The 19,274-nt window shown below is 72.4% G+C and carries 15 protein-coding genes; 5 read left to right on the top strand and 10 right to left on the bottom strand.

Going from position 1 to position 19,274, the window contains the following annotated elements:
• Positions 1 to 15: 15 nt before the first annotated feature.
• Both ACIQOU_RS05205 and ACIQOU_RS05210 read right to left on the bottom strand, forming a co-directional pair.
• Complete coding sequence (locus ACIQOU_RS05205) at positions 16 to 492, bottom strand: roadblock/LC7 domain-containing protein (protein WP_401533989.1); 477 nt, start codon at positions 490 to 492, stop codon at positions 16 to 18.
• On the bottom strand, positions 489 to 3,029 hold the full coding sequence (locus ACIQOU_RS05210) for an ATP-binding protein (RefSeq protein ID WP_401533990.1): 2,541 nt from the start codon (positions 3,027 to 3,029) through the stop codon (positions 489 to 491). Before ACIQOU_RS05210 ends, ACIQOU_RS05205 begins: the two co-directional genes overlap by 4 nt.
• A 382-nt stretch (positions 3,030 to 3,411) precedes the next feature.
• Between ACIQOU_RS05210 and ACIQOU_RS05215 the strand changes: the two genes are divergently transcribed.
• Positions 3,412 to 4,374 carry an ABC transporter substrate-binding protein gene (locus tag ACIQOU_RS05215; RefSeq protein ID WP_401533991.1) on the top strand — a complete coding sequence of 321 codons (963 nt, stop codon included), beginning with the start codon at positions 3,412 to 3,414 and terminating at the stop codon, positions 4,372 to 4,374.
• A gap of 17 nt (positions 4,375 to 4,391) precedes the next feature.
• Positions 4,392 to 5,876, top strand: a complete 1,485-nt coding sequence (locus tag ACIQOU_RS05220) for an aromatic amino acid ammonia-lyase (protein WP_401533992.1) — start codon at positions 4,392 to 4,394, stop codon at positions 5,874 to 5,876.
• Between the two features lie 4 nt (positions 5,877 to 5,880).
• Here the strand turns inward: ACIQOU_RS05220 and ACIQOU_RS05225 are convergent, their stop codons facing one another.
• Positions 5,881 to 7,284, bottom strand: coding sequence for a glycoside hydrolase family 43 protein (locus ACIQOU_RS05225; RefSeq protein WP_401533993.1), 1,404 nt, complete (start codon positions 7,282 to 7,284; stop codon positions 5,881 to 5,883).
• Positions 7,285 to 7,651: 367 nt separating this feature from the next.
• Between ACIQOU_RS05225 and ACIQOU_RS05230 the strand changes: the two genes are divergently transcribed.
• On the top strand, positions 7,652 to 8,914 hold the full coding sequence (locus tag ACIQOU_RS05230) for an ROK family protein (protein WP_401533995.1): 1,263 nt from the start codon (positions 7,652 to 7,654) through the stop codon (positions 8,912 to 8,914).
• On the opposite strand, the gene ACIQOU_RS05235 is transcribed toward ACIQOU_RS05230, so the two are convergent.
• From ACIQOU_RS05235 to ACIQOU_RS05260, 6 genes are all read right to left on the bottom strand, one after another.
• The gene (locus tag ACIQOU_RS05235) at positions 8,859 to 9,488 is read right to left on the bottom strand and encodes a GTP-binding protein (protein ID WP_401533996.1); all 630 of its coding nucleotides are present in this window, start codon (positions 9,486 to 9,488) and stop codon (positions 8,859 to 8,861) included. The two genes, ACIQOU_RS05230 and ACIQOU_RS05235, sit on opposite strands and share 56 nt — an antisense overlap.
• A complete protein-coding gene (locus tag ACIQOU_RS05240) occupies positions 9,475 to 9,831 on the bottom strand; it encodes a DUF742 domain-containing protein (RefSeq protein ID WP_401533997.1) in 357 nt (118 codons plus the stop codon). The genes ACIQOU_RS05235 and ACIQOU_RS05240 overlap by 14 nt, the downstream gene beginning before the upstream one ends.
• A 1-nt stretch (position 9,832) precedes the next feature.
• A complete protein-coding gene (locus ACIQOU_RS05245; protein ID WP_401533998.1) occupies positions 9,833 to 10,264 on the bottom strand; it encodes a roadblock/LC7 domain-containing protein in 432 nt (143 codons plus the stop codon).
• Between the two features lie 13 nt (positions 10,265 to 10,277).
• Positions 10,278 to 12,575, bottom strand: coding sequence for a nitrate- and nitrite sensing domain-containing protein (locus ACIQOU_RS05250; protein WP_401533999.1), 2,298 nt, complete (start codon positions 12,573 to 12,575; stop codon positions 10,278 to 10,280).
• 172 nt (positions 12,576 to 12,747) lie between these two features.
• A complete protein-coding gene (locus tag ACIQOU_RS05255) occupies positions 12,748 to 13,755 on the bottom strand; it encodes a substrate-binding domain-containing protein (RefSeq protein WP_401534000.1) in 1,008 nt (335 codons plus the stop codon).
• 350 nt (positions 13,756 to 14,105) lie between these two features.
• A complete protein-coding gene (locus ACIQOU_RS05260; protein ID WP_401534001.1) occupies positions 14,106 to 14,561 on the bottom strand; it encodes a tellurite resistance TerB family protein in 456 nt (151 codons plus the stop codon).
• 261 nt (positions 14,562 to 14,822) lie between these two features.
• Here ACIQOU_RS05260 and ACIQOU_RS05265 point away from each other — a divergent pair, with 261 nt between their 5' ends.
• Positions 14,823 to 15,179: an ArsR/SmtB family transcription factor gene (locus ACIQOU_RS05265; RefSeq protein ID WP_401534002.1), complete on the top strand. Its 357-nt coding sequence runs from the start codon at positions 14,823 to 14,825 to the stop codon at positions 15,177 to 15,179.
• Positions 15,169 to 17,700 (top strand): magnesium-translocating P-type ATPase, encoded by a 2,532-nt coding sequence (mgtA, locus tag ACIQOU_RS05270; protein WP_401534003.1) that lies wholly within the window; start codon positions 15,169 to 15,171, stop codon positions 17,698 to 17,700. Before ACIQOU_RS05265 ends, mgtA begins: the two co-directional genes overlap by 11 nt.
• Here the strand turns inward: mgtA and ACIQOU_RS05275 are convergent.
• Positions 17,691 to 19,229, bottom strand: coding sequence for an LCP family protein (locus tag ACIQOU_RS05275; protein ID WP_401534004.1), 1,539 nt, complete (start codon positions 19,227 to 19,229; stop codon positions 17,691 to 17,693). The genes mgtA and ACIQOU_RS05275 overlap by 10 nt on opposite strands.
• Positions 19,230 to 19,274: the final 45 nt, after the last annotated feature.

The following is a 19,274-nucleotide window of genomic DNA, read 5'->3' on the forward strand; positions in this document are numbered from 1 at the left end:
GACCGGGTGGAGCGGTCAGCCGGCCGACGCGACGCCGACGTTGTTCTTCAGTTCGAGCACGAGCTGCGGACTGAGCGCGGAACCGGCCCGGTTGGCGAACAACGTCATCTCGTAGGCGATGTTGCCGAGCTTGGCCTCCTTGTCGGCGACCACGCCGAGCACGGCGCCGCTGCCGATCGCGGAGACCAGCACATGGCCGCCCTCCAGGTCGATGATGACCTTGTTCAGGGGGCCGAGACCGTAGTTGCCGGAGGCGCCGGCGGCCAGGCTGGTGATGCCGGAGACGATCGCCGCGAGCCGCTCGGAGTGCGCGCGTTCGCGCAGTTCCGAAACGGCGATGAGCAGTCCGTCCGAGGAGACCGCGATGGCGTCGACGACACCCGCGGTCTCGGTCGCGAACCGGTTGAGCAGCCAGGTGAAGTCGGCTGCGGCGGTTTGCAGATCGGTCGGCGGGGTGCCTCCCGTAGGAGTGTCACCTGTCGACGTACTCACTGCTCCACTCCTTCCGGGAGGTCGTTCTTGCGGGGTTGTTCGGAGGTCGTACGGCGGGGGAGGTCGGGCGGGGCCTGCGCGCTGTCGCGGTGGGCGCGGGCCACGGCGGCCTCGAACTCGTCGAGCGAGTCACGGACCGCTTCCGGGTCGGCGGGCTTCGCCGCCTGCTTCGACGTCAACTGGTCCTCGTCGAGGGTGGTGCGGAGGGTCGCTCCGCGGACACGGCGGCGCAACGGGCGGGAGCCGTCGCCTGCGGGCGGTGCGGACAGCGTCGGCTCCTCGGGCGTCGCCTCGGCGCGGGCCTTGGGGATGAACGGCGTGCTCGTGGGCGTGGGCACCGCCTGGACGGCGTCCTCGGCGGCGTCCTCGGCGGCGTCCCGGCGTGGCACCCGGCGGGGGAGCGGTGGATCGGCCTGGGTGTCCCCGGCGGGTCCGGCCGACGGTGCCCGGTCCGCACCGGCGGCGGGGCGGGGGCCCGACACCTCCGGGGCGGTGGGCAGGGCGGGGCGCTCGGCGCCGTTGTGCGGGGGCTTGGGCTGTCGGGGCGCGGCGGCCGTCTCCGGGGTCGGTGTCAGCAGCAGGCCGGACGGGACGAGGACCTCGGCGGTGACGCCGCCGCCCGGGGTGCGGGAGAGGGTGACGTCGACGTCCCAGCGGCGGGCCAGGGTGCCGACCACGAACAGGCCGAGCACCTTCGTCGGCACCAGGTCCAGGCGTTCGCGGCGGATCAGCCGGGCGTTCTCCTCGGCCAGCCGCTCGGCGCTCATGCCGAGGCCGTGGTCGGCGACGACGATGGAGGCGCCGTCCTCGTTGCCGCGCACGGCGACCTCGACGGGGCTGCCGACCGGCGAGAACGCGACGGCGTTCTCCAGGAGTTCGGCCACCATCAGGGTGAGGTCACCGATGATGTCCGGCCCGACCATGGCCTCGGTGCGGGCCTGCAACTGCACCCGCTGGAAGCCCTCGATCTGCCCGAGCGCGGCCCGCACGACGTTGGTCAGCTCGGTCGGCCCGGAGCCGAGGGCGGTCTCGCGGATGCCGGCCAGCAGCATCAGGGAGTCCGCGTTGCGGCGCAGCCGGACGGCGATGTGGTCGATGGAGTAGAGGCGTTCGAGCAGCGCCGGATCGGTCTCGCCGCGCTCCACGGCGTCGATCAGGGCGAGTTGACGGGTCGTCAGGTTGCTGACGCGGCGGCCGACGTTGCCGAACATCTCGGCGACGTTGCGGCGGCTGAGCACCTGGCGCTCCAGGAGCGCGATGGCCGTGCTCTGCACCCGGTTGAAGACCTCGGCGAGTTCGCCGATCTCGTCGCGCGCGGTGACCGGCATCGCGCGCAGCTGCGGCGGTCGCTCGTCGCCGGTGTCGTCGTCCGCGACCCGGGCCAGCTCCCGCCCGGCCACCTCGGCGACCTCGCGGGCGGCACCGGTCAGCGCCGTCACCGGGCCGATCACCGAGCGGCGCACCAGCACCGAGAACGCGATCCACACCGCGAACCCGATCAGACCGATGTTGAGCAGCAGCCCGGCGCGGAAAGCGGCCTCGGTGGACGCGCTGTCGGCCCGGTCGGCGATCTCACCGATCAGCGCACCGGTGATCTTCAGCCGGGCCTCGGACTGCTTGCGGTAGTCGGGGTAGGCGGCGAGGGCGGCGGCGAGCGCCTTGTCGATCTCGGTGGGCGTCTGGGCCTGCAACGAGCCCGGGTCGAGCTGGAGTTCGGCGTAGTGCTGGATGATCGTGGCCTGCGCCGCGTTGTGCTCGATGCCGCCCAGGCGGTTGGTCTGTTCCTCGGTGGCGAACCGGGCGAACCGTTCGGCCTGGTGGTTGTACAGCTCGTAGGCGCCGACCGCGTTGGTGAACTCGATCAGCGCGTTGGTGTCCCCGGTGCGCGCCGAGAACACGCTCGTCTCGAAGGAGCTGTGGGCGGCGTCGGCGCGCAGCAGCGAGTCCAGCAGGTTGCCCGTGAAGGTGGCGGCGAGGGCGGGGTCGCGGTCCAGGTTGAGGCCGTCGATCAGACCCTTGGAGGCGTTGGTGTACGCGGGGTCGATGTTGTCGGCGGGCAGATAGCCCTGCTCGACCGTCTCGCGCAGGCTGCTGAGGCCGTTGACCTCGCGCAGCGCCTGCGCCTCGGAGTCCGGGAGCTGCTCGCCGAAGGTGTCGCGGACCTTCTCGACCTGCCGGTCGACGGCGGCCTGGGCGGAGCGGTAGTCGGCCGGCGAGGGCTTGGCGCCGGAGCCGAGGGACTCGTAGCGCACGGAGAGCAGGATGGCCTGCTGGTGCTCGGCCTCCACCCGGTCGACCAGCGTGGCGACCTGGGCGCTGTCGCGGACCGTGCGGGCGGCGTCGTTGGCGGCGGTCGACTGCTCGACCTGGTCGACGATCAGATATGTCAGGAGCAGGGCGACGCCCGCGAGCGGGATGCCGACGAGCAGGTTGAGCTTGCGCCGGAACGGCCACCGGTCGGCGATGGCCCGCAGGCGGCCGGCCCGGTAGGGCGGTGGGGCCTGTCGGGCGGTCGCGTCCACCTCGTTCGTGGACACCGGGCCTCCTTCGTGGGGGATTCGTCGCGCGCGACGGTGCACGTGACAGATTCTGATCGATGTCTGGACGCTGCTCGACACCCGAGCGAGGGGCTGGGGAGCTGCGGAACGGCACCGAAGTGACCCCCGCGCACCGCTGTGGCCGACGCCAACTGCCGTGAGACTACCGCCTCCTGGAACGATCAACGCCGTCGCCCTACGTCAAGAATCCATCACAAAGAGCCTCCGCATCCGCCCGAGTATGTTCGCCTTTCCTTCACAAACGACCACGCATTGAGGCCAATTGGTGACCGGGTGCCCCTTGACCGGGCCGGAACTGGCTGGATTGGATCAAAGGGCAGAGCTTGTTTCCGCCCCATCCCCAGCGTCCGGAACGGGAATCGTGACTTCCAACGCCCCTCGCCGCAGGTCCCCCAAGTCGACCCCCGCGGTCGCCGTCGCGCTCGCCGCGACGACGGCCCTGCTGGCGGGATGTTCCTCCTCCTCGTCCGGCGACAGCGGCTCCGACCCCCTCAAGGGAGGCGGCTCCGACGGCAAGACCGTCGTCGTCGGCTCCAACAACTTCGCCGAGAGCATCCTGATCGCCGACATCTACGGCGAGGCCCTCAAGGCCAAGGGCGTCAAGGTCACCTACAAACCGAACATCGGCAGCCGCGAGACGACGTACGGGCTGCTCAAGAACGGTTCGATCACCGTGCTGCCCGAGTACAACGGCGCGCTGCTCGCCTACCTCGACGCCAAGGCCACGCCGAAGACGGTGGCGGCCACCACCGCGGCCATCGACACCAAGCTCGACTCCAAGCTGACGCTCCTCGACCCCGCGTCCGCGCAGGACAAGGACTCCGTCACGGTCAACGCGGCCACCGCGACCAAGTACAACCTGACCGCCGAGTCCTCCATCGCGGACCTCAAGGACATCGCCAAGGACCTGGCCATCGGCGCCTCGCCGGAGTTCCAGACCCGCCAGCAGGGTCTGGTGGGCCTGAAGTCGGTGTACGGCCTGGAGTTCAAGTCGTTCAAGGCGCTCGACGCGGGCGGCCCGCTCACCCAGGCGGCGCTGAAGAAGGACACCGTGCAGGCCGCGGACATCTTCACCACCGACCCGACGATCGTGAAGGAGAAGTTCGTCGTCCTCCAGGACACGGAGAACCTCTTCGGGTTCGCCAACGTGCAGCCGCTCGTCTACAAGAGCGGACTGCCGCAGAAGGGCGTCGACGCGCTCAACGAGGTCTCCGCCAAGCTCGACACCAAGACCCTGCTCACCCTGGACACCCAGGTGCAGTCCGAGAACAAGGACCCGCTGGACGTCGCCCAGGCCTGGCTGAAGTCCGTCGGACTCAACTGACCGCAGGACAGGCACCGTTGGACACCACCGCGGACGACCCGACGCGCCTCCCCCCGAGCCAGGGGGAGGCCCGCGTCGCCCTCGACGGAGCCACGCTCGACGTCGACACCCTGGTCCGGATCGCCGACGCCGACACCCACCCCGAACCCGCCCCCGAGGCGCTGGAGCGGGCCCACCGCTCCTGGCGCACCGCCGGGCGGCTCGCCGCCGCCGGACGCCTGTACGGGCGCGGCACCGGCGTCGGCGCCCACCGCTCCATCGCCGTCGACCCCGGCGACGAGGCCGAGCACGGTCTGCGGCTGCTGCGCAGCCACGCCGGCGGGGCGGGCGAACTGCTGCCGGCCCGGCAGGCCCGCGCCCTGCTCGCCGTCCGCGCCAACCAACTCCTGGCCGGCGGCTCCGGCATCCACCCCGCCTTCGTCACCGCCCTCACCGACGCCCTGCGCCTCGGCGTCCACCCCGCGATCAGCGAGTACGGCGGGGTCGGCACCGGCGACCTGACCGCGCTGGCGCAGACCGGCCTCACCCTCATCGGGGAACGGCCCTGGTGCTGCGAGCCGGTCAGGGAACTGCCCGCCCCGGTCACCCTCGGCCCCGGTGACGCGCTCGCCCTGCTGAGCAGCAACGCCCTCGCGCTCGGGCAGGCCGCGCTGGCCGCGCACGCCCTGGGCACCCTGCTGCGGGCCACCCACGCGGTCGCCGCCCTCTCGCTGGCCGCCGTCTCCGGCTCCCTGGAGGCCTACGCGGCCCCGGTGCACGCGCTGCGCCCCTACCCCGGCGCCGCCCACGCGGCCGCCGAGATACGGCGGTTGCTCGCGGACACGGCCCCGGCCGCCCGCCGCATCCAGGACCCGTTCGGCTTCCGGGCCTTCCCACAGGTGCACGGGTGCGCCCTGGACGCGTCCAGGGCGCTGCGGCGGATCATCGAGGTGGAGATCAACTGCCCTTCGGAGAACCCCCTGTTGGACGCCGAGGCGGGCACCGCCCACCATCACGGGGGGTTCTTCGCCGCGCCGCTCGGGCTCGCCCTGGACGGGCTGAATCTGGCGGTCCTGCAAACCGCCCAGCTCTCCACCGCCCGGCTGGCCGCGCTGGGCCGCCCCGATCTGACCGCGCTGCCCGCCTTCCTGGCCGCCGGTCCGGCGAGCAGCTCCGGCACGATGATCCTGGAGTACACCGCCAACTCGGCGCTGGCGGAGCTGCGGTGGAGCGCGGCGCCCGCGTCCGCCGGGCATGCCGTCCTCTCGCACGGTCTGGAGGAGGCGGCCAGCTTCGCCGGGCAGGCCGCGCGGCAGGCGCTCCGTGCGGCCGACGCCTACGCCACCGTGCTGGCCTGCGAACTCGTCAGCGCCGTACGGGCGTTGCGGCTGCGCCCGGGGGCGCCGAGGCCGCCCGCCCTGGCGGCCGCCGCGGCCGTGCTGCCGGTCGGCACCGACGACCGCCCGCTCACGGCGGACGTGGCCGCCGCGAGCGAACTCCTGCCGGTGCTGGCCGGGTTGTGAGCCGTCAGTACCCGACCGAGAAGGTCGCGTCCTGCCGTTCCGTGGCGGTGGCGACCGGGTCGATCCGCAGCACGTAGTCCGCGTGCCGGAGGTAGCGGGTCGGGTTGTTGAAGGAGCGGAACGACGTCCACGCCGGGTCCGCGAGCCCGGCCGTCCGGTAGAACGTGGCGTCCCCGGCGAACGTCGGCGTGCCGTCGTTCTCGTCGAGCCGGAGCGCGTAATCCCAGTGACGCAGGTACCGGGAGGGGTAGTTGACCGACCGGAACGAGACACCGGCGCCGTCGGCGAGGCCCGGCACCAGCGTCCACTGGGAGTCCTGGTAGGGGTCGAAGGCGTACGCGTCGATGCGGGCCGTGTAGTTGGAGTGGCGGACGTAACGGTCCGGGTAGTTGTAGGACTTGAGCCGGTTCCAGGCCGGGGTGCCCCACGTCGCGAGCAGACCGGCGTACTCGGCCGTGGTGATCGGGTGGATGGTGAGGTGCTTGGAGTTGAGGGGCTGCGTGTAGGTCCGCTGGTCGAGCGGGGTCCAGGTACCGGAGGCGAGACTGCTGGTCGTCCAGGCGTAGAAGACCCCGTTCGGCGACCAGGTGTCTCCCCACAGGTACCAGGTCGAGCTGGAGGTGAGGGACTTGACCAACGTCGGTGCCTCGGTGCCGCCGTGTGAGACGGCCGTGGAGAACTCGGTGAAGCTGCCCGGGTCCAGGGAGCTGGAGCGGGCGCCGACCAGCGTCGAATTCTTCTTGAAGTAGAGGTAGTTGACGCCGTTCACGCCGATCGCGAGGTCGCCGTCGATGACGTCGTAGCCCGGGTCGAAGAAGACCTGCGGGGCGCTCGCGGTCACGAAGTCGGTCGTGTAGTTCACCATGATGACGTTGTGGCCGCTGTCGTCGACGGCCGAGTAGATCACCCCGTACCGCTGCCGCCCCGCGTCCCAGTAGGCCTCCGGCGCCCAGCTGTGGGTGTTCATGTCGTGCAGCTTCATCCGCCGGTACCCGGTGAAGGTGCGCAGGTCGGGTGAGTCCCAGACGTGGATGTACTGGCTGACGTAACTCCAGTCGGTGCCGTTCAGGTCGGTGGCGAGCACCACGAAGGAGCCGTCCCGCTTACGCAGGATGAACGGGTCGCGCAGCCCGAGGGACCCGGCGGTGGGGGTGGCGACCGGCGCGTTCTGGTTGAGCGGGGTCCACTGGAGGCCGTCGGTGCTGACGGCCAGGTGCAGGCCGTAGTTGGCGCCCAGCATGTCCGGCGACTCGGTGAAGTAGCCCATCACATAGGCGGCGTCCGCCGCGTACGCGGTCCCGGCCCCGAGCGCCAGGGCGCCGGTCGTGGCGAGCGGAACGGCCGCCGCCATTCCGAGGAACGAACGGCGGGACGGCGTGGGCCCTGACAGGTGGGGACCTGCACTCATCTTCATCTCCAGGGTGCGGGTGCGCGCGGGCGCGGGGGGAGGGAGACGGCCGTCGAAATATCGAACAGAGTCCGACAGGCCGGTCAGAAGCTAAAAGTGCGCCGTGTCCGCGTCAATCGTCCCGACGGCCTTGGCCGGATCTGCTCGCCGATCGGCATTCCCGCCACCCGGCCACGCGTCGACGACCTCGAAGCCCGATGCCCTGGCGTTGTTGGCGTCGGTGGCGGAGTGGGCGCCTGACGCTCCATGAGAGGGTTCACTCCGGTTTGGTAAACAGACTGTTTCTGCTGTTCTGGAAAAAGCCTGCACCCCCTACCCAAGGCTTACGCTCGACGCTCCCCGGTCGCCGAGTTCGGAAGTTCCCCCCATGGTCGAAAAAAGTCCCGGGCGCGTGCGGTCGCGCCGCAGGAACCACGCCGGTTTCTCCTCCCTCACGGAACATGTCCTCGAACTTCTCGCGTCCGGCCAGGCGTCGACGCGCACCGAACTCGTCGGACTGCTCGGCGCCGCGCCGTCCACGATCTCCTTCGCCGTGAGCCAGCTCCTCGAACACGGCCTGGTCGCCGAGGAGGGCACCGTGTCCTCCGCCGGCGGCCGCCCCCGCAAGGTGCTGCGCATCGGCGGCAGCGACGGGTTCGCCGTCGCCGCCGAACTGGGCGGCCGGCACGCGCGCGTGGGCGTCGCCCTGCCCGGCGGCCGCCTCACCGACGTCGCGACCGTGCCGTTCCCGACCGCCGAAGGCCCCGACGCGGCGCTGCCCGGACTGGCCGAGGCGCTCCAGGGGTTGGTCGACCAGCACGGCAGGACCCGGCTGCGCGGCATCGGGCTCTCCTTACCCGGACCGGTGGATGTGACGCGGGGCGTGGTCGCGCTGCCCTCCCGGATGCCGGGCTGGAACCGCTTCCCGGTCAGGGACTGGCTGGAGAATCGTTTCGGCGTCCCGGTGGCCATCGAGAACGACGCCAACTGCATGGCCGTCGGCGAACACTCCGCCCAGCCGGTCGAACGCCACCAGTCCATCATGGTCAAGGCGGGCACCGCGATCGGCGCCGGTGTCATCGCCGACGGCCGCCTCTACCGGGGCGCGGGCGCGGCCGGCGAGATCACCCACGTCCGCGTCGAGGCCGCCCAGGACACCCCCTGCTCCTGCGGGAACACCGGATGCCTGGAGACCGTCGCCTCGGGGGCGGCGCTGGTGGGCATCCTGCGCGGGCGCGGACTCGACGTCGACCACACCGAGGACGTCGTACGGCTCGCCCGGGACGCCGACCCCGAGGCCACCCGCGCGGTCCGGCAGGCCGGCCGCTACCTCGGCCAGGTGCTCGCCGCCAACGTCAACTTCTTCCACCCCGACGCCGTCTACCTCGGCGGCAGCCTCTCCACCCTGGAGCCGTTCGTCGCCGCCGTCCGCAGCCAGCTCTACGAGGGCTGCCATCCGCTCGTCACCGAGCACCTGGTGATCGAGCGGGCCAGCCTCGGCGCCGACGCCGCACTCGTCGGCGCCGGCCGGTTCGCGCTCCAACAGGCCCTGAACCGCACCCTGAACGCGGCCGGTCCGGGCCGGATCGGCGCCCTCACCCCTCCGGACGCGCGAGCCGTCCCGTCCCGTTCGGGCCCAGTGCCCTGGTGATGAGCTGGTCGATCAGGGCGATCAGCACATCCCGGCACGACTCGCGGTCCCGCGCGTCGCACAGCAGCACCTGGACATGGTCCGGGAGCGTCAGCGACTCGCGGATCTCCTCGGGCGGATAGGGATGGTCGCCGTGGAAGCCGTTGACGCCCACCACGAAGGGGATGCCCCGGCGTTCGAAGAAGTCGATGGCGGCGAAGCTGGACTCGGGGCGCCGCACGTCCATCAGGACGACCGCGCCGAGCGCGCCCACCGCGAGGTCGTTCCACATGAACCAGAACCGCTGCTGACCCGGGGTGCCGAACAGATACAGCACCAGCTCCTGGCTGATGGTGATGCGGCCGAAGTCCAGGGCGACCGTGGTGGCCCGTTTCTCCTCGATGCCGTCCAGGTCGTCCACGCCGAGGCCCGCCGTGGTCAGCGGCTCCTCGGTGCGCAGCGGGGCGATCTCGCTGATCGCGCCGACCATCGTGGTCTTGCCGACGCCGAAACCCCCGGCGATCAGGATCTTGACCGTGTCCGGCGCCGCCGGGGCGAGCGGCGCGTCGCGGACGACGGTGTCAGAGCCGGCCAAGGCCGTCCCTCACTTTCTTCAGCAGGTCCAGGTCCGGGGTGCGGGAGACGGGGCGCGGCGCGCGGGCGGTGATCCGGCCGTCCTCCAGCAGATCGCAGAGCATGATCACCATCACGCTCACCGGCAGGTCGAGCAGCGCGGCCAGCTCCGCCACCGCGATCGGCTCCACGCACCGGCGCAGGATGCGCTGCTGCTCCGGCTGCGGGCGGGCGGCCCGGCTCGGCGGCGGATCGACCGCGGTCACCATGGTGATCAGCGTGAAGTCGGCGCGGCTGGGCCGGGTCCGGCCGCCGGTGAGGGCGAAGGGCCGGACCAGACGGCCCGCCGTCTCGCCGCCGTTCACCTCACGCGCCGGGTTCGGCAGAGGGGCCGACGCCCGCCCGCGGCGCCGCGCTCAGGTGCTCGCCGATCTTCTTCACCAGCATGTTCATCTGGTAGGCGACCACCCCGACATCGGCGCCCTGGCTGGTGAGCACCACCAGATGGGCGCCGGGCCCGGCCGAGGTCAGGATCAGATAGCTGTGCGCCATCTCGATCAGCGCCTGGCGCACCGGACCGCCCCGGAAGTCCATGCTGACGCCCTTGCTCAGGCTCATCAGACCGGACGCGGTCGCCGCCAGCCGCTCGGCGTCGTCGCGCAGGAACCCGGTCGACTTGGAGACGACCAGACCGTCCTCGGAGAGTACGACGGCGTGGTTGACCTCGGCGACCCGGTCGACCAGGCCGGTCAGCAACTGGTCGAGCTGGGTGTGCGTGGCGGGTATCGGGCGTGTCATGGCGGTTCCTTCGTCAGCGTTCGTCAGGCGGAGTCGAGGTCACGGGGGAGCCCGCAGAGGTCACGGGGGTGTCCGGCGGCGGTTCGACGTCCTCGTCGCGGGCCTGGAAGGTGCCGCGCTGGAATCCGCCGAGCGAGGCGGCGGCCCGCTCCGCGGTGAACTCCTCGGCGCCGCCGCCCGGTTCGGCCGGCGTCTCCTCGCGCAGCTCGGCGGCGAGCGAGGTCTGCGGCACCCGGCGCGGCAACGGCGCCGCCCCCGCGCGCCGCGCCACGGGCCCGCTCCGGGCGGGCGCGGGCACCGCGTGCAACGGCTCCCGCACCACCGGGACGTCCTCCTGGGACGCGGGCGCCGTCACCGTCGGGGCGAGTGCCGTCTCCTGCGGTGCCTCGCGGACCACGATGTCGTGCGGGAGCAGCACGATCGCCGTCGTCCCGCCGAACGGCGAGGGCCGCAGCGTGACGGCGATGCCGTGCCGGGTGGCGAGCTGCGCGACCACGAACATGCCGAGCCGCAGATCACCGGCGAGCGCCACCACGTCGAACTGCGGCGCCACTGCCAACTGGGCGTTCATGGAGGCGTAGTCGTCCTCCGACATGCCGAGCCCGCGGTCCTCGATCTCGATCGCGAGGCCCTTGGCGACGGTCGTCGCGCGGACCCCGACCGGACTCGGGGCCGGTGAGTACGCCGTCGCGTTGTCGATCAGCTCGGCCAGCAGATGGATGACGTCGCCCACCGCGGGCGGCGCCACGTACACGTCCTCGTCGGTGTGCACCTCCACCCGCCGGTACTCGGCGACCTCGCCGACCGCGCCGCGCAGGATGTCGACCAGGGCGACCGGCTCCCGCCAGCTGCGGCGCGGCTGCTCCCCGCTGATGATCACGAGGTTCTCCTCGTAGCGGCGCAACTGGCTGGCCGTGGAGTCGAGTTCGTACAGGCCCTTGAGGACGTCCGGGTCGGTGTGCTGGCGTTCCAGGGCGTCGAGCTTGGTGAGCTGGAGGTTGACCAGGTTCTGGCTCTGCCGGGCGATCCCGAGGATGACCTTCTGGAAACCCCGCCGGGTGTCGGCGAGTTCGACGGCGGTGTGCACGGCCGTGCGCTGCGCCTTGTTGAACGCCCGTGCCACCTGCCCGAGTTCGTCGCGGCCGTAGTCCAGGGGCGGCGCGGCGAGGTCCACGTCGACCGTCTCGCCCCGGTCGAGCCGGGTCACCACGTCGGGCAGCCGTTCCTCGGCCAGGCTCAGGGTGGCCTCCCGCAGCCCGCGCAGCCGGCGTGACAGGGACCGGGTGATCCGCCACGACATGCCCGCGCACACCACCAGGCCGACCAGACCGCCCGCGCTCAGCGAGGCGGCGATCAGCAGCATGCTGTGCGCCTTGTCGGCGCTGCGGTCCAGGAGTCCGGCCGTCTGCCGCTGGATCAACGCGCCGTACTGGTCGCCGACTTTCTCCAGCGCGGTCCGCCACTGCTTCGACTCGTCCGGCAGCGCGACCTCACCGTCACCGCCGTCGGCGGGGCGGGCCGCGAGCACCTGGTCCTCGATGTCGGTGAGGGTCTGCCACTCGGGGCTCTGGAGGATGCGCTCGGTCTGTGCCTTGGCGCTGCCCGTGAGGGCCGGCACGATCTGGTCCTTGACCAGCCACCGCCGGACGTTGACGACCTCGGTGAACGACGACCAGCCGGAGGCGCTGAGCCGCCCCTTCGACCAGGCCTGGATGAGCTGCGCGTCCTCCTCGGAGGTCAGCTCCGCCGCGTGCTCCAGGGCGACCAGCGGCCCGGCCTGCGAGGTGAGGTCGCCGTCGTCGACCTGGGACAGCTCCTGGAAGGCGTGGATCTGGTCGTCGATGATCGAGCCGTACTGGTCCAGGGCCTGCGCCGCGGTGATGTCCGTCGGGTCGTCGACCTGGCTGCGGTAGTACTCCAGGCTGCCGACCGAGCCGAGCACCGAGTACAGCCGGTCCGAGATCCGCGACGGCGCCTTGCGGATCGCGTCGGACTGCCCGACCAGCTCGGCGACGGCCCTGTCGGTGACCGCCCGCTGCGCGTCCAGGGCCGTGCGGGAACCGCCCGGGTGGGCCAGCCAGAGCGCCGAGAGGCTGCGCTCGCGTTGCAGGGCGAGGGCCGCCTCGGTGCCCATCGCGCCGGTCGAACGGCTCAACTCGGTCTGGGCACGCAGCCTGAGACCCTCGGCGAACATCTGCGTCGTGGTCACCCCCCACAGGGCGGCGAGGGTGACGCTGGGCACCAGGGCCAGCAGGATCAGCGAGAGACGTATGGAGCCGAGCCGGCGCCGGGCACCTGTCCGTGGAGACATCGTCGTCCTAGGCGATCTGCGGAGCGGGGAGGGGAGGGGGTCGGGGAACGTCGGGGAGCGGGGCGGACGCGGGGGACTGCTGCGAAGGCTGCGGAGCGAGGGGCGCACAGGATGCCATGGATGTTATCCGGACACCTGCACGAATGCGACAGAGGGCGTCATCGGGAGGGCGTCAACGGGTCCCGTCGGCCGCGTACTTGGCGACGGAATCGGCGTTGCCCCTGGTCACGAACGCCGGTCCGGTCAGCACCGGGGAGACACCGCCGCCGCTGACGTTGCCGTTGGCCCGGTACAGACAGAGGGCGTCGACGGCCAGATATCCCTGCAAGTAGGGCTGTTGGTCCACGGCGAACTGCACATCACCAGCGCGCACGGCGGCCACCAGGTCGCCGTTGAGGTCGAAGGTCGCGACCTTGGCCCTACTGCCCGACGCCCGCACCGACTTGACGGCGGTCAGCGCGAACTGGGCGCCGTTGGCGATGACTTCGTCGATGGTCGGGTCCTGGCGCAGCCGGGCGGTGACGGCGGCGGCGACCGCGTCCTGGTCGGTGCCCTCCACGTAGAGCATGTCGGTCTGCCCGTCGAAGGTCTTCTTCACCCCGGCGCAGCGCGCCTCCAGGGCGACGTTGCCGCGCTCGTGGATCACACAGAGCGCGTGCGTGGCCTTGAGGGCGTTCAGCTTCTCGCCGACCGCGCGCCCGGCCAGGCTCTCGTCCTGGCCGAAGAACCCCAGCAGCCCCGAGGCCCGCCAGGCGTCGATACCGGAGTTGAGGCCGACGACCGGGATGCCGGCGGCCTTGGCCTGGGCGATCGGTCCCCTCATGGCCTGCGGTTTGGCGAGGGTCAGGGCGATGCCGTCGACCCGGTCACGGACGGCGTCGCGCACCAGGTCGGCCTGGCCTGTCGGGTCGGGGTCGTTGCTGTAGGCGAGGTCGACGCCGTCCTTGGCGGCCGCGTCCTCCGCGCCCCGCTTCACCCGGTCCCAGAAGGCATCGCCCTTGCCACCATGGGTGACCAGGGCGATTTTCGGCCGAGTCGCGTGTGCCGCGCCGCCCTCGCCGGAGGCGTCGGCGGACCCGCCCGTGGCCGAGCAGCCGGCCGCGAACAGCGCGCAGGCCAGCGCCAGGGCCAGGAGCGGCCCGGGTCTGCGGCGCGGGAGCGGTCGGGGTGGAGTCTTCATGAGGGTGCGGCACCTCGCTGTGCGGCCGAACTGGAGGAACGGCGAGAAGGAGCCATCCGGGTAGCGGCTGATGGTACGCCGAACGGGTGACTCTCGCTGGGCCGGAGCCAATCGCGTGGGACCACTGGTCGTCAAGTGACCGACCGCATGCGGTGAGTTGTCGCGGCCGCATCGTAATGAACGGGAGCACCGCAAGAGCGCGGGAGCGAACGGCCGAGGCGGCCCGGCCCTCGGGGGAGTGAGGGCCGGACCGCCTCGGTCCGCGCGTGCTTGAGGTGCTTGAGGTGTTTGAGGTGCTTGAGGTCTTCAGGTGGCGTGAGGTGCCGGACGCCCCGCAGGCGCCGGACGTTCTAGAGGTCGAACTCGTGCGGGGGCAGGTCCAGCGTGTAGCAGGCCTCCCGGACCACGGCCCGCTCGGTCGCGTCGAAGTCGCCGTCGGCGCCGCCGATGACGATGCCGATCTGGACGACGGCACGGGCCTCGGCCGGCTTCTTCTTCGCCTTGGCGATCTCCTGGAGGACGCTGACCCTGCCGAAGTCGAAGTCGGAGGTGAGCTTGTCGAGGTTCTCCTCGAAGCGGCGGCGCAGGTCGTCGGCCGGGAAGTTCTGGAGGACCTCGTTGGTGGCGATGAGCTGCGCGACCCGGCGCCGTTCGGCCGGGTCGATGGTGCCGTCGGCGGCGGCGACCAGGGCGCACATGGCCATGCTGGCGTCGCGGAAGGCGCCGCTCTTGAGGTCGTTCTTCTTCGCGACGAGCTGGGTCTGCATCGTCGTGGCGGATTCCTTGACGCGGTCCCACAGGGCCATGCGGATCTCCAGGTGCTCGGAGGTGTCGATGAGTGTTTCTAGGGGTGTTCAGGGTGTTCAGGGGTGTTTCGGGGTGTTCGGGGGCGCGCGGAACGGTGGTCGGCGCGGGTGCGTCCGACCACCTGTTTCTACAGCAATGTAGAAACTACCGGATGTCCCGCGCGGTTCCCCCCTCCTTGATCCGCTTCCGGCCACCTACACTGGACCGGTTCCGGGACCGACCCGGCACGCACCCACGACGAACAGGAAAGGGCGACGACGGTGCCGACAGCCGGCAGTGGCTTCGAGGACCCCTCCGCCGACGTGCTCGACCAGGCCGCCGCGGCCTTCGGGATGCTCGCCTCACCGGCCCGCCTGCACATCGTGTGGGCGCTGGCCCAGGGCGAGAGCGATGTCACCGGCCTCGCCGACCGGGTCGGCGGCGCCCTGCCCGCCGTCAGCCAGCACCTCACCAAGCTGAAGCTCGCGGGCCTGGTCCGGGCCCGCCGCGAGGGCCGACGCCAGGTCTACTTCGTCGACGACCCCGACATCGTCGACGTGGTGCGGCTGATGATGGGCCGCCTCGCCGACCGGGCCGACCGGACCGCACTGCCGGCGCCCCGCCTCCGTGGCCTCTGACACGGCCTCCCCGGCCCCCGCCGACGGCCACGGCAGCACGCTGCACGTCCTGCGGAGCCTGGACAGCGGCCCGCGCGGACTGACCGACGCCGAGGCCGCCGCCCGACTCGCCGAGACCGGCGAGAACACCGTCCCGGCCGTCCGCACCCCGTCCTGGCCGCGCCGCTGCCTGCGCGGGGTGCGCGACCCCTTCACCGCCGTCCTGCTCTGCCTCGCCGTGCTCTCCGCGCTGGTCGCCTCCTGGGGCCCGGCCACCGTGATCCTCTCCCTGGTCGCCGTCAGCTGTGTGCTGCGCGCGACCGGCGAACACCGCGCCGACCGCTCCATGGCCGCCCTGCGCGACCTCGTCACCGGCACCGCGACCGTCCTGCGACGCGGCGACACCGGCCCCGAACGCCCCCGCGAGGTCCCGGTCGCCGACCTGGTCCCCGGCGATGTGATCCGGCTCGGCCCCGGCGACCTGGTCCCCGCCGATGTCCGGCTGCTGCGGGCGCGCGGGCTCACCGTCCATCAGGCCGCCCTCACCGGGGAGTCGGCGCCGGTCGCCAAGGCCGCCGTCGACCTGCCCGGCGGGGAGCGGGACGGACTGTTCGGGCAGGAGCACCTCTGCTTCCAGGGCAGCGGGGTCGCCACCGGCAGCGCCACCGCCGTGGTCGTGGCGACCGGCGCGCGGACCCGGTTCGCCGCCGCGCACCGGGTGGCCGGGCCGCGCGAGGACAGCGCGTTCGACCGGTCCGTGCACGGCATCTCGTGGGTGCTGATCCGCTTCATGCTGCTGACCCCGCCGCTGGTCCTGATGGCCAACGCCGCCCTGCGCGGCCGGGGCCTTGAGACGCTGCCGTTCGCGGTCGCGGTGGCCGTCGGGCTCACCCCCGAGATGCTGCCGGTGATCGTCACCACCTGCCTGGCACGCGGCGCCGCCCTGCTCGCCCGCCGCCACGACGTCATCGTCAAACGCCTGCCCGCCCTGCACGACCTCGGCGCCGTCGACGTGCTCTGCGTCGACAAGACCGGCACCCTCACCCAGGACCGCCCGGTCGTCGCCCGCTCGCTGGACCCGGCCGGGCGCGACGACCCCGACGTGCTGCGCTGGGCCGCCGTCCACACCTGGTGGACCCTCCAACTCGCCGAACTCCCCGCCCCCGACGCCCTCGACGAAGCCCTCCTGGACGCGGCCGGAGCGGTCGGCGAGGAGTACGACGGGCTCGCCGCCACCCCCTTCGACCCCGAACGCAGGCTCGCCACCGCCGTGCTGCGCGGCCCCGGGCTCGGCACCGAGACCGTCATCGTCAAGGGCGCCGTCGAGGACGTCCTCGACCGGTGCGCCGCCTCGCCCGAGGAACGGGACCGCCACCTCGCGCTCGCCGCCCGCGAAGCCGCCGCCGGGGTGCGGGTGCTGGCCGTCGCGACCGGCGAACGCCCCTCCCGCGACCGGCCCCCGACCGACGCCCGCGACCTCGGCTTCCTGGGCCTGGTCACCTTCCACGACGCGCCCGCCCCGACCGCCGCCGAGGCCCTGCGCACCCTCACCGGGCTCGGCGTCACCGTCCACGTCCTCACCGGCGACCACCCGGCGACCGCCGCCCGCGCCTGCCGCGACCTCGGCCTCGAACCGGCCGACGTACGCCTCGCGACCGACCCCGGCGCACCCGGCCCGCACCCGACCGTCGTCGCCCGCTGCACCCCGGGCGACAAGGCCCGGATCGTCGCCGGGCTGCGCGCGGCCGGACACACCGTCGGCTTCCTCGGCGACGGCGTCAACGACGCGGCCGCGCTGCGGGCCGCCGACGTCGGCATCGTGCCCCGGGGCGCGGTCGGCGTGGCCCGCGAGGCCGGCGACGTGGTGCTCGGCGCCAAGGACCTCACCGCGATCGGGCACGCCGTCGTCGCCGGCCGTTACAGCAGCGGCAACATCGCCTCCTACCTCCGCGTGACCCTCTCCTCCAACCTCGGCAACGTCCTCGCGATGCTCGCCGCCGGACTGCTGCTGCCGTTCCTGCCGATGCTCCCGGCGCAGGTGCTGGTGCAGAACCTCTGCTTCGACGCCGCCCAGCTCGCCTTCGCCCTCGACCGTCCCGCGCCGGGCGCCCTGCGCCGTCCGACGGGGCTGCGGCCGTGGGCGTTCCTGCGGTTCATCACCGTCTTCGGGGCGCTCAACGCCGTCGCCGACCTCGCCACCTTCGCGGTCCTCGCGGTCGCCCTGCACGGCCCCGACGCGCTCGACGACGAGTCCCTCTTCCACTCCGCCTGGTTCACCGAGAACCTCCTCACCCAGGCCCTGGTGATGGTCCTGCTGCGCACCGGACGCCGGTTCGCCGAGGACCGCAGACCGGGTCCGGTGGGCGGGGCCGCCGCCGTGCTGGCCGTCATCGGCCTGCTGCTCCCGCCGACCCCGCTCGGCGCCGCCCTGGGCCTGACGGAGCTGCCGCCGCTGTTCCCTCTGCTGCTCGCCGGGGTCCTCGGCCTGTACACCCTCGCCCTGCTGCTGGCCCGCGCCCGCTACGCCCGCCGTCACCCGTAACTGAGGTCCGAGCACGGGTCGTCGTCCGCCGACCGGGCGTCCCCGGCGACCGTGCTGGACACCGCCGTCGGCACGGGCGAGGGCGACGCGCTGCTCGCATACGACTGCCCGAGAACGACGTTGATGCCGGTCCCGGTGATCTGCTGGAGCCCGGCTCCCGGGAACGCCCCGGCCACCGTCCGCGCCCGGCTCTCCAGACCCGGCCCGTACTGGATCACCGTGGTCGGGTGGTCCTGCGTGGTCGCGGTGGCCGTACCGGTGACCGTGAAGCCGTCGGCGGTCAGCTCGTCGGCGGCCCGCTGGGCGAGGCCGGAGACGGTGGTGCCGTTGTAGACGGCGACGGCGATGCCCGTGCCGTCGACGGCGCTCGGGGTCGGGGTCGGTGTCGTCGCGCTCTGTTTCGTCGCGCTCGGCGTGTTCGTGCCGCCGCCGGCGTCCTTGCCGTCGAGGGTGCGGTCGGCCTTGAGGGCGGCCCACAGCGCGTCGGCGTCCGGCTCCACGACCGCGACCCGGGACCCCTCGTAACGCCAGGGCACCGTCACGAACTTGGTGTTGTGCAGGTCGACGTCCTTGAGGGACATCGCGAACGAGATCAGCTTGTCGGCGGTGCCGAGACCCGCGTCCACGGTCAGCGACCCGGTGGCCGCGTCGGCCAGCGGCAGCAGCTTGGCCGGGGTCAGCCCGTCACTCTTCACCTTCTTCAACAGGCTGGCCACGAAGGCCTGTTGACGCTTGATGCGGCCGATGTCGGAGCCGTCCCCGAGCCCGTGCCTGATCCGCACGTAGTCCAACGCCTTCTCCCCGGAGACGTTCTGCTCGCCCTCCTTGAAGAGGAGGTCGCCGCGCGTGGCCCGGTTGGGGTTCAGGTCCTTCTGGTAGACGTCCTGCGGCAGACACACCCGCACCCCGCCCACCACCTCCGTCAGCCGCGCGAACCCCTTGAAGTCGACGACGACCGTGTGGTCGACGCGCAACCCGGTGAGCTGCTCGACGGTGTTCTGGGTACAGGCCGGGTTGCCCTGCGCGGTCTGGCCGACCGAATAGGCCGCGTTGAACATGGTGTCGGCCCGCGTCGTCGTCCACGTCCCGTCCGGCAGCTTGCAGGGCGGGATGGTGACCAGGGTGTCGCGCGGGATGGAGACGGCCAGCGCGTGCCGGTGGTCGGCGTATATGTGCAGCAGGAACGACGTGTCGGAGCGGCCCACGTCGGCCCGGTCGCCGCCGCCCAGCGCCGCGTTGCCGCCGGTGCGCGCGTCGGAGCCGATGACGAGGATGTTCTCGCCCTGGGAGGAGCCCGCGTCGGGGCGGTCGTCGGAGACACCGTCCGAGCCGAACGTGGTGATGTTGCCGTTCAGCCGCAGATAGAGCCAGCCGCCGCCCGCGGCCACCAGCACCAGGAGCGAGAGGCCGACGATCAGGGTGGTGCGCAGCCGGGTGCCGCCCTTCCTGCGGCGGCGGTCGGCGCGGCCCTGGGGAGGCTCGCCCCGGTGCCTCGGGTGAGCTGCGGTTCGGCTGCTGGTCACAGTCATCGGCGCCGTTGCGTCCTTCCCCATGGTTATACGGTTGCGCAATAT

This window comes from Streptomyces sp. NPDC091279, assembly GCF_044757465.1.
Lineage (GTDB): Bacteria > Actinomycetota > Actinomycetes > Streptomycetales > Streptomycetaceae > Streptomyces.

Excerpts from the sequence above, each read along its gene's own strand:
- ACIQOU_RS05225 (WP_401533993.1), bottom strand. The coding sequence starts at position 7,284 with ATGAGTGCAGGTCCCCACCTGTCAGGGCCCACGCCGTCCCGCCGTTCG.
- ACIQOU_RS05230 (WP_401533995.1), top strand. The coding sequence starts at position 7,652 with ATGGTCGAAAAAAGTCCCGGGCGCGTGCGGTCGCGCCGCAGGAACCAC.
- ACIQOU_RS05245 (WP_401533998.1), bottom strand. The coding sequence starts at position 10,264 with ATGACACGCCCGATACCCGCCACGCACACCCAGCTCGACCAGTTGCTG.
- ACIQOU_RS05250 (WP_401533999.1), bottom strand. The coding sequence starts at position 12,575 with ATGTCTCCACGGACAGGTGCCCGGCGCCGGCTCGGCTCCATACGTCTC.
- ACIQOU_RS05255 (WP_401534000.1), bottom strand. The coding sequence starts at position 13,755 with ATGAAGACTCCACCCCGACCGCTCCCGCGCCGCAGACCCGGGCCGCTC.
- ACIQOU_RS05260 (WP_401534001.1), bottom strand. The coding sequence starts at position 14,561 with ATGGCCCTGTGGGACCGCGTCAAGGAATCCGCCACGACGATGCAGACC.
- ACIQOU_RS05275 (WP_401534004.1), bottom strand. The coding sequence starts at position 19,229 with ATGACTGTGACCAGCAGCCGAACCGCAGCTCACCCGAGGCACCGGGGC.